Source organism: Rhodopseudomonas sp. BR0C11, assembly GCF_010820945.1.
Classification (GTDB): Bacteria; Pseudomonadota; Alphaproteobacteria; order Rhizobiales; family Xanthobacteraceae; genus Rhodopseudomonas; species Rhodopseudomonas palustris_H.
The window spans coordinates 1-10,138 of sequence record NZ_QTKI01000160.1 but is presented as its reverse complement, the minus strand read 5'-3'; the positions used below and the strand labels follow the sequence as shown (position 1 = coordinate 10,138).

Below are 10,138 nucleotides of genomic sequence, written 5' to 3'. Positions count from 1 at the left end.
GAGGCCGAGGCTCGGCGCGTCGAGCAGCAACAGCTTCGGCGCGCCCATCAGCGCGCGGCCCATCGCCAGCATCTGCTGCTCGCCGCCGGACAGCGTGCCCGCGAGCTGCTTGCGCCGTTCCTTCAGCCGCGGGAACAGGCCATAGACCCGCTCCTGCGATTGCGCGGCGATGGTCTTGGCGATGCGGAACGCGCCGAGTTCGAGATTGTCCTCCACCGTCATGGTGGCGAACAGCTCGCGATGCTCGGGCACCAGCGACAGCCCGGCGGCGACGCGGTCCTCGATGTCGAGCCGCGCGACGTCGATGCCGTCGAAAGTGACGCGGCCCTTCAGCGGCAGCACGCCCATCGCGGCGCTGAGCAGGGTGGTCTTGCCGGCACCGTTGGCGCCGACCACGGTGACGATCTCACGCGTCCGCACCTCGAGCGACACGTTCCGCACAGCCTCGACCTTGCCGTAGGACACCGAGACGCCGGACACCGAAAGCAGGGCGGTCATGCCAGCGCTCCGAGATAGGCTTTGATCACGTCCGGGTTGGTCTTGATCGCCTCGGGCGTGCCTTCGGCGATCCTCGTGCCGAAGTCGAGCACGACGATGCGGTCGGCGAGGTCCATCACGAAGCCCATGTCGTGTTCGACCAGCAGCACCGACATGCCGCTGTCCTTGAGCTGACGCAGCAGTGCGGCGAGTCGCTGCTTTTCCATGTGGCGCAGGCCCGCCGCCGGCTCGTCGAGCAGCAGCAATTCCGGATCGGCGCACAGCGCGCGCGCGATCTCGACGATGCGCTGCTGGCCGAGCGAGAGCGAACCCGCGAGCTGATCGATCTCGGCGCCGAGTCCGACGCGCTCGATCTGCCGCGCGGCCTCGGCGAGCAGCTTGGCCTCGTCGCCGCGATCGAACCGCAGCATGCTGGTGATCGCGCCGGAGCGGCCGCGTAGGTGCGCGCCGATCGCGACGTTCTCCAGCACGGTCATGTCCGGCACCAGCTTGACGTGCTGGAAGGTGCGGGCGATGCCGAGCTTCACAACTTCCTGCGGCGGGGTGTTGTCGACCGGCTTGCCGTGTACTTCGATCCGGCCGCCGGTGGTGGTGAGGATGCCGGTGATCAGGTTGAAAGTGGTCGACTTGCCGGCGCCGTTGGGGCCGATCAGCGCCACGATCTCGGCGGCGTTGACGTCGAACGACACGTCGTTGACCGCAACCACGCCGCCGAACTGCTTTCGCGCGCGCTCGACCTTCAGCAGCGGCGCAGTCGTGGAGCCGCCGACCCGTTCACGCGCAGGCAGGCCGCCGGCATTGCCGGTGACGGCGCGCCGGAATTTGACCGGCACCAGATTGGCGAGCCACGGCCACACACCGCCGGGCGCAAGCTGCAGCAGCACCACCAGAAGGATGCCGAACACGATGATCTCGAGCTGGCCCTGGCCGCCGAACAGCAGCGGCAGATAGCCCTGCAGCACTTCCTTCAGGATGATGACGATCGCGGCGCCGAGCACGCCGCCCCAGACATAGCCTGCGCCGCCGACCACGGCGATGAACAGATACTCGATGCCGGCTTGCGGCCCAAATGGCGTCGGATTCACATTGCGCTGGAAGTGCGCGTACAGCCAGCCCGACAGGCCCGCCAGCACCGCCGCATAGATGAACACCAGGAGCTTGGCGCGCGCGGTCTGCACGCCGAAGGCTTCGGCGGCGACATGGCCGCGGCGCAGCGCGCGGATGGCGCGGCCGGTGCGGCTGTCGAGCAGGTTCATCGTCAGCACGGCGCTGATCAGAACCATCGCCCAGATCACGAAGTAGATCGTATGCGGATCGTACATGTCGATCGGGCCGATCGACAGCGGCGGCACTCGCGAGATGCCGTCGTTGCGGCCGAGGAAATCGAGCTTGCTGAACAGATAGTACAGCGCGATGCCCCAGGCGATGGTGCCGAGCGGCAGATAGTGGCCCGAGAGCCGCACCGTCATCAACCCGAGCAGTACCGCGGCGATGCCGGCGACCACCAGCGAAGCGGGCAGCGCCAGCCACGGCGACAGACCGTACACCGTGGTGATGTAGGCGGTGGTGTAGGCGCCGAAGCCGCAGAATGCGGCCTGGCCGAACGAGGTGAGCCCGCCGACGCCGGTGAGCAGAACCAGGCCCATCGCCACCAGCGCGGCGAGGCCGATATTGTCGAGCAGCACGATCCAGAACGGCGGGATGCCCGGGATCAGCGGCAGCGCCATCATTACGGCGGCGAACAGGAGAATCGGCAACCAACGCGGCATCACGCTCAGTCCTTCTCTTCTTCGACCGCGGGGGCGGCGAGCGAGCGCAGCACCAGCACCGGCAGGATCAGCGTGAAGACGATGACCTCCTTGTAGTTCGAGGCGTAGAACGAGGAGAACGACTCGACGATGCCGACCACGATCGCGGCGACGGCGGTGAGCGGATAGCTGACCAAGCCGCCGATGATCGCGGCAACGAAGCCCTTGAGGCCGATCAGGAAGCCGGTGTCGTAATAGAGCGTGGTGATCGGCACGATCAGGATGCCGGAGATTGCGCCGATCACCGAGGCGAGCAGAAACGCGATCTGGCCCGAGAGCGAAGTGCGGATGCCGACCAGCCGGGCGCCGAGCCGGTTGACCGCGGTGGCGCGCAGCGCCTTGCCGTAGCGGGTGTAGCCGAAGAACAGCCACAGCGCCGCCATCAGTGCCAGGGTGATGCCGTATACGGCGAGGCTCTGGCCGGTGAAGATCAGCGGGCCTGCGCTCAGCGTCACGTCGGACAGCGGTGGGCCGCGCAGACCTTCGGCGCCGAAGAACACCAGGCCGAAGCCTTGCAGCGCCAGATGGCAGCCGACCGAGGCGATCAGCAGCACCAGCACCGAAGTGTGGGCCAGCGGTTGGAAGGCGATGCGATACAGAAACAGCCCGATCGCGGCGACGATCAGCAGCGACAGCGCGATGTTGATGGCGACGCCGGGCTTATGCGCCGGCAGCCACGTCGCCAGCGCCAGCACGGCTGCCGGGAAGGCGATATAGATCAGCGCCGCGCGCGCCACCTTGGCGAGATGCAGCGATTTGCGGGCGCTGAACAATTCGAAGGCGAACGCGACCAACCCCATCACCAGCGCCAGTTGTGCGGTGCCGGGGACGCCGCCGGCCGACAGCGTCGCGTAGGTCAGTGCGCCGAATGTGATGAATTCGCCCTGGGGAATCAGGATCACCCGGGTGACGGCAAAGACCAGCACCAGCGCCAGCCCGAGCAGTGCGTAGATCGCGCCGTTGGTGATACCGTCCTGAACCAGGAACAGCAGAATCGTGGTGTTCACGCGAACGTCCCCTCCCGCGAAGGCACGTCGTTGCGCGCCTCCATCCGCCGGCAGTTGAATTCTGCTCAGGCTATTTGATATGGTGCATAACAATTATCGATTATAAGCTCAAGGCCCCGCGAGGCGTTCGCGGGACCTTAGCGAACAGGATCACGAGCCCGGCGATGCCCGCATCGAAAACCGCCGCCGTCGCCAAGCCGGCACGAGGCGCGCGCAAGGAGCCGCCGGTCGAGAGTGCCGCCGAGGCCTCCGAGCTGATGATGGGCGAACTGTCGGAACTGCTCGGCTACGCGCTGAAGCGCGCCCAGCTCCGCGTGTTCGAAGACTTCCTGCATTGCGTCGCCCCGGTGCAGCTCACACCGGCGCAGTTCTCGGTGCTGCTGCTGCTCGATGCCAATCCCGGCCGCAATCAGACCGAGATCGCCACCACGCTCGGCATCCTGCGGCCGAATTTCGTGGCGATGCTCGATGCGCTCGAAAGTCGCGGCCTATGCGTCCGCACCCGATCGCCGAGCGATCGCCGCTCGCACATCCTGATGCTCACCGACAAAGGCCGCGCCACGCTGGCGCGCGCCAAGAAGCTGGTGGCGACCCGTCACGAAGACCGGCTGACCGAACTGCTCGGCCGCGACAATCGTGACGCTTTGCTGTCGATGCTCGCCACCATCGCGCGCGAGTTCTGAACGCGCCGGCGGTCAGCTCTTTTTGAAGCAACGTTTGTCGTTCCCCGGGCAGGGGTCGACCTCCTGCACCGAGGCGGTGATCGAGTTGAGCTCGATCGCCACGCGCTTTCGTTTCGCCACCAGAAAGCGGTCGACGAAAGCGACCGAGGTCGCCTTCAGGGTCACGACGGCTTCGGCGCGTTCGGCGCGCGCGATGAAGTCGTCGGCTTCCTCGGGCGTCAGCGAGCGGCAGAACCGCACGACCGCCGCGGCCGGTGACACGTAGCGGGTGAAAGGCCCGGCCGCTTGCTTCTTGGCGGCCGGCTTCGCCGCAGAGGTTTTCTTGGCCTTCGACTTCGCCGGTGTGGTCGCCATCATCGTCCCCCTTGATCATTGGGCAGGGTACAGTTGCAGCTCACGACGCTTCATCTGATCGATTGCGATCACGGCGAGGACTTCGGACGGCGTGCCGCCGCCGGTCACGCGGTCGCCGACATACAGGGTTTGTGATCCGCCGGTCTTGCGCACCGCAGCGGTCGGAGCGCCGCCGACTCGCGGCGCTGTGAACAGATAGGTCCGCATCGTGGCGAGATCGGCGGCCTCGTTGCCCGCAAGTGCTAGCGCAATTGCGACCTGATGCACGTCGCTGCGCTTGGCGCTTGCGGTCAATTGCGCGTCGGCGAGATCGAATGCAGTGGTGACGCGCGTGAATACCACGCTCGGTGTGGCGCTGGCGTTCAGCGTGGTGGTGAACACCAGCTTGTCGGTCATCGCCGGCACCGCGCCGTTGTGGCTGCCGGCGAGGTTGCCGAACAGCGTCAGCTCGATGAAGTCCTTGACCAGCTTCTCGACGCCGATCCGGCCGGTGATTGGATAGACGTAGTTCGCCGCGACGATCTGGCCGTTGCAGTAGCTGCCGCGTGAGGGATCGTTCAGCGTCTTGAGCAGATATTCGAAGGTGTCGGTCACCGTGAAGGTGCGCTGGTTGCTGCGCTTGCGCAGCGCGCCGGCGCCGACATTCAGCCTGAACACGTGCTCGGGCAGCACCCGCAATAGGTTAGCCTGCGAGGTCAGGTCGTTGTCTTCGGTGATGTTGAGATCGAAATTGTACGCGACGCCGGTCCGGTAGAACGTCCGGATTAGCGTCCGGACCTTGTCATAGGCGCGGCCGGGAAACAGCTCGGGACCAAATTGGCTGGTCGCTTCGCGGTTCTGGGAATAGGTGGCGCTGAGCTGCTGGGCGATCGGATCGCCGCTCTGGGCGAGCTTGTCGACCCACGCGATCATCACGGTCTGAACCGCGTCGCGGGTTTCGCAGCGGATGCGCTTGACGATATCGGGCGTATCGACGCCGGAGAAATCCTCCGGCAGCGGGTGGATCGCGCACCCGGTCAGCACCAGCAATGCGATGGCAGCCGAAACGATGCTCTTCCACATCGCGTGCCTCGGGCAATCACTCGAACAACGACAAACGGCAAAACGAAATACGCGCCGACTATACGCCGGCGCTGTGCCGAGTCTGTTGTTTCGGTGCAACTATGAGGCGAATTCACCCGGGGCGATAGCGTTACGGGAGTACTTCCCGGCGTTCGGCGAGGCGGGCGTCGAGGGCGGCGCGCTTGTCGGACAGCAGGCCGTTATCGGCGGCTTCGATCACCTCGTACAGCTCACGGGCGCCGGCGAGCCGGGTGACGGTGACGTAGTCCGCGCCCGCCTGATACATCGCGTCGACATCGGCCAGCAGATCGGCGGTGGCGACGATCTGCGCGTTGGGATTGAGCGCGCGGACGTGGCGTACCAGCCGCTCGTTGGTGGCGCCCTTCAGCAGCGAGTCCGGCACGCTGAGGATGATGATCTCGGCCTTGGCGACGCCGGCGTGCAGCAGCGTGTCGACATTGCTGATGTCGCCGTAGATCACGTGCATGCCGCGCTCGGTGAGGGTGCGGTACACCATCGGGTTGAAGTCGATCACGCTGATCTGCTTCAGCAGCTCCGGGGTGTGCTGCTCGATTTCGCTGACCAGCGCGCTGGCGGCGCGGAAGAAGCCGAGGATGACGATGCGATGCACCGCGCCGTGGCCGGCCTCTGCGGCGGCTTCGGCGCCGCTCTGCTGCTGGCCGAGATCGCGGAAGCCGAATTTGGTCAGTGTCCCGATCGCGCGGCGGGTGATCGGATCGCTGCGCATGATCACGAAGGTCGACAGCACCGCCAGGAGCACGAAGGCGAACGACGCCGCGCTCGCGGTCTGGGTGCCGATGTGGCCGGCGGCAACGCCGGTCTGGATCACCACCAGCGAGAATTCACTGATCTGCGCCAAGTTCAGCGCCGGCAGCAGGCTGGCGCGCAGGCCCTGCTTCATCAGATACAGCGGCAGGAAGGTGGTGAGCAGCCGGCTCGCCAGCGTGAACACCGCGATCGCCAGCGCCAGCCCGATCACCGAGCCGTTCGGGATCGGGATCGTCATGCCGAGCGCGACGAAGAACAGCGTGATGAAGAAGTCCCGCAGCGTCGTCACCTTGGCGGTGACGTCGAGCGCGTAGGGGAAGGTCGACAGCGACACGCCGGCGACCAGCGCGCCCATCTCGCGCGACAGATGCAGCCGCTCGGCGATTTCGCCGATCAGGAAGCACCACGCCAATGCGCCGAGCAGCACCAGTTCGGGCGTGCGCGCGATGCGGTGAAACAGCCAGGGCAGTACATAGCGCGACAGCGCCAGCGCAGTCGCGACCAGCGCGACGACCCGCGCGATCGACAGCAGCAGCACCGAGATCTGCAGGTCGGCGAGACTCGGCTGCACCGCCAGGAACAGGATCGCGAAGATGTCCTGCAGCACCAGGATGCCGAGCGTGATGCGGCCGGGCAGGGTGTCGAGCTCACGTTTCTCGTACAGCACCTTGACGATGATCACTGTGGAGGACAGCGCGCACGCCACCGTCAGGTACAGCACGTCGAAATGGCCGCCGCCGAGGCTGAGCCCAATGCCGACGAAGAAGGCGAGGCCGAGCAGCACGCCACCGGCGATCTGTCCGCCGGCCGCCACCAGGATCACCGGACCGGCGCGGATGATCTTCTTCAGATCGATCTCGAGACCGATCATGAACAGCATGAAGATCAGCCCGAGCTCGGAGATCACCGAGATCGAGTTCTCGGATTTCACCCAGCCAAGGCCGAATGGACCGATGACGAAACCGCCGATAAGGTAGGCGAGGATCAGTGGCTGACGGAAAAAATGCGCCGCCAAGCCGAGCAGCCAGGCGAACAGGATGCTCAGCGTGATATCGCCAATCAGTTCGTGCATGCACCTTCCGCCGTGGAATGCCTTGGCGCGAGCACTAAAGGGACAGCCATGCTGAGACAACGCATCGGGAGCCGGGCTCGCGGAACGAGACGCCATCGCTCCGGCGCGCTCGTGATTCTCTGCCTGACATGCCTGATTCTGTCGGCTGGCGCACCGGCTTTGGCTCAATCACCGGCCCCGCGCGACATCGCCAAGGCGTTCGCCGGCTCGCTGACCGCGCTGCCGAGCGAGCCTTTGAGCGTCGGCGGCTCGATCTATGTGCCGGCCTATTCCAGCGTCTGGATCAACCAGGGCGGGGCGCGGGCGGATTTTTCGGTGACGCTGAGCATTCACAACGCCTCCGAGACCAAGCCGCTGGTGATCAAGCGGATCGCCTATTACGACGGCGCCGGTAAAATGGTGGAGAGTCATCTCAAGGAGCCGGTGGCGTTGAAGCCATTCGCCACCATCGAGGCGTTCGTCGCGACGCTCGACACCCGCGGCGGAACCGGCGCCAATTTCGTGATCGACTGGGCCGCGGCCGGCGAGATCGCCGAACCTGTGACCGAAGCGCTGATGATCGGGACCTTCGCCAACGGCCATTACGCGTTCATCTCGCAGGGCCGGCCGATCCGCACCACCTCCGGCCGCTGAGTCGGGACTGCTATGGGGTAGCCACGCGCTATCTCTGACCGGTAGCCCTGCACCCGGATGCTTCTCTTTATACCGCCTACGCGCTAGGTTCCCGGCTATCGCGGCAACTAGGGCAGGGCGGCATGGACAAATCCGAGACGGACGATCTGCGCGCCCGTGGATGGTGGACCGGCCTCGCGATCGCGGTGCTGCTGCTCGGCCTGCCGCTGGCGGTGTGGCTCGATCTCACCAACCTTGCCGATGCAGCGCTGCGCCGGCAGGCGTCCGATCTGAATTCGGTGATCAAGAGCGTCCGTCACTACTACGCCGCCAATGTGGTCGGGCGCATCCTGTCTCATCCCGGGCAGGTGCAGGTGATCCACGACTACGAGAACGTGCCCGGCGCAATTCCGATCCCGGCCACGCTGTCGCTCGAGCTCGGCAAGGTGATCGGCGAGCAGCAGAGCAACATCACCTATCGGTTCGTCTCGGATTATCCGTTCGCCAATCGCGCCCCGCATCAGCTCGACGCCTTCGAGCGGGATGCGCTCGCCGCGCTGCGCAAGGACTCGAGCGACAACATCGTGTCGGCCTCTGCTGGATTGTTCAGCGACAGCGTCCGGCTGGTGTCGCCGGTGACGATGGCGCCGGCCTGTGTCGCCTGCCACAACAGCCATCCTGAAAGCCCGAAGCGCGATTGGAAGGTCGGCGACGTCCGCGGCATCCAGGAGGTGATGATCACCCAGCCGATCGCCGCCAATCTGTTCTCGTTCAAGTTCCTGCTGGCGTACTTCATGCTGGCGGCGGTGTGCGGCGTGTCGTTCCTGACAATGCAGCGCCGGCAGTCGCAGAAGATCCTGGCGATGAACCACGAGCTGGAGACCAACAACGACTTTCTGGCTTCGCTGTCGATGAAGATCTCGCGCTACATCCCGCCGCAGATCTACAAGAGCATCTTTTCCGGCCAGAAGGACGTGGTCATCCACACCGAGCGCAAGAAGCTGACGATCTTCTTCTCCGACATCCAGAATTTCACCGCCACCACCGAGCGGCTGCAGCCGGAGCTGATCACCCAGCTTCTCAACGAGTACTTCACCGAGATGTCGGAGATCGCGCACCGCTACGGCGGCACGATCGACAAGTTCATCGGTGATGCGATGCTGATCTTCTTCGGCGATCCGGAGACCAAGGGCGACCGTGCCGACGCGCAGGCCTGCGTACGGATGGCGTGGGCGATGCAGCGTCGGCTGTCGGAGCTCAACGCCAAATGGCGCGCGGCCGGGATCGAGCAGCCGTTCCGGTCGCGGATCGGGATCAACTCAGGCTATTGCAACGTCGGCAATTTCGGCAGCGCCGACCGGATGGACTACACCATCATCGGCGCCGAGGCGAACCTCGCCGCGCGGCTGCAATCGATCGCCGAACCCGGCGGCATCGTGGTGTCGTACGAAACCTATGCGCTGGTCAGCGACATCATCGACGCCCGTGCACTGCCGTCGATCACCATGAAAGGCATCAGCCGTGAGGTGGTGCCATACGCGATCGACCATCTGCGCGACGGCAGCGAAGTATCGGCGGTGGTGATCGAGAAGATGCCGGGCTTCGACTTCCACCTCGACACTGCAGCCGTCGCCGCAAACGACAGCGAGCGCGTTCGCTCAGTGCTGCTCCAGGCGCTGTCCTCGCTCGACCGCCGTCAGCCGAAGGCGGCGGAGTAGCAGGATTGATCCACAACAAAGGCCGTCATCGCCGGACTTGATCCGGCGATCCATCTTCCTTGAAAAGGATGAATGCGCCGGCCTTCGCCGCGCCGGAGTGGCCATGGTGCCGCAGGCGGCGCAAACCCGCGCATGACGGCGATTGTTAGCTGCGGCCTCTCGTGCGTCATTGCGAGGAGCGAAGCGACGAAGCAATCCAGGAGCTCAAGGCACGGAGAGCTCAAGGTCCGGAACTCCTGGATTGCTTCGCTTCGCTCGCAACGACGGAGAGGGGATGAACTAAACTAAGATCACCCGGATATCGTTGACGTTGGTGAGTGTCGGGCCGGTGATCAGCAGGTCGCCGGTCTGCGCGAAGAAGCCAGTGGCGTCGTTGTCAGTCAGATGGGCGGCGGGGTCGAGCCGCCGCGCGGCGATCTGCGCGAAGGTCGCCGCGTCGATCAGGGCGCCGGCGGGATCGTCGGCGTTGCCGGCGCCGCCGTCGGCGCCGTCGGTGTCGGCCGCGAGTGCGGCGATGTCGGGCAGGTCGGACAGC

Annotated in this window: 10 protein-coding genes; 3 read left to right on the top strand and 7 right to left on the bottom strand. The window is 65.5% G+C overall.

Going from position 1 to position 10,138, the window contains the following annotated elements; genetic code table 11:
* The 3 genes from DYI24_RS13945 to DYI24_RS13935 form a co-directional block, all read right to left on the bottom strand.
* A partial coding sequence (locus DYI24_RS13945; RefSeq protein WP_164572714.1) for an ABC transporter ATP-binding protein occupies nt 1–498 on the bottom strand: 498 nt, incomplete at its 3' end.
* Entirely contained in the window at nt 495–2,267 is a 1,773-nt protein-coding gene (locus DYI24_RS13940) for a branched-chain amino acid ABC transporter ATP-binding protein/permease (protein WP_164572713.1), read from the bottom strand. The genes DYI24_RS13940 and DYI24_RS13945, both read right to left, overlap by 4 nt.
* A 5-nt stretch (nt 2,268–2,272) precedes the next feature.
* Nucleotides 2,273–3,313, bottom strand: a complete 1,041-nt coding sequence (locus DYI24_RS13935) for a branched-chain amino acid ABC transporter permease (RefSeq protein WP_164572712.1) — start codon at nt 3,311–3,313, stop codon at nt 2,273–2,275.
* Nucleotides 3,314–3,477: 164 nt separating this feature from the next.
* On the opposite strand from DYI24_RS13935, the gene DYI24_RS13930 reads away from it, so the two are divergent.
* The gene (locus tag DYI24_RS13930) at nt 3,478–3,996 is read left to right on the top strand and encodes a MarR family winged helix-turn-helix transcriptional regulator (RefSeq protein WP_107354951.1); all 519 of its coding nucleotides are present in this window, start codon (nt 3,478–3,480) and stop codon (nt 3,994–3,996) included.
* A gap of 12 nt (nt 3,997–4,008) precedes the next feature.
* Here DYI24_RS13930 and DYI24_RS13925 read toward each other — a convergent pair whose 3' ends face one another.
* From DYI24_RS13925 to DYI24_RS13915, 3 genes are all read right to left on the bottom strand, one after another.
* Entirely contained in the window at nt 4,009–4,350 is a 342-nt protein-coding gene (locus DYI24_RS13925; protein WP_164572711.1) for a hypothetical protein, read from the bottom strand.
* Nucleotides 4,351–4,365: 15 nt separating this feature from the next.
* Nucleotides 4,366–5,412: a Y4kA family protein gene (locus DYI24_RS13920; RefSeq protein WP_164572710.1), complete on the bottom strand. Its 1,047-nt coding sequence runs from the start codon at nt 5,410–5,412 to the stop codon at nt 4,366–4,368.
* A gap of 130 nt (nt 5,413–5,542) precedes the next feature.
* Nucleotides 5,543–7,273, bottom strand: a complete 1,731-nt coding sequence (locus DYI24_RS13915; RefSeq protein ID WP_164572709.1) for a cation:proton antiporter — start codon at nt 7,271–7,273, stop codon at nt 5,543–5,545.
* Nucleotides 7,274–7,321: 48 nt separating this feature from the next.
* Between DYI24_RS13915 and DYI24_RS13910 the strand changes: the two genes are divergently transcribed.
* Nucleotides 7,322–7,906, top strand: a complete 585-nt coding sequence (locus tag DYI24_RS13910) for a DUF3124 domain-containing protein (RefSeq protein WP_164572708.1) — start codon at nt 7,322–7,324, stop codon at nt 7,904–7,906.
* Between the two features lie 122 nt (nt 7,907–8,028).
* Nucleotides 8,029–9,603 carry an adenylate/guanylate cyclase domain-containing protein gene (locus DYI24_RS13905; RefSeq protein WP_164572707.1) on the top strand — a complete coding sequence of 525 codons (1,575 nt, stop codon included), beginning with the start codon at nt 8,029–8,031 and terminating at the stop codon, nt 9,601–9,603.
* Between the two features lie 279 nt (nt 9,604–9,882).
* Here DYI24_RS13905 and DYI24_RS13900 read toward each other — a convergent pair.
* The coding region (locus DYI24_RS13900; RefSeq protein ID WP_283810856.1) for an MOFRL family protein at nt 9,883–10,138 on the bottom strand (256 nt) is incomplete at its 5' end.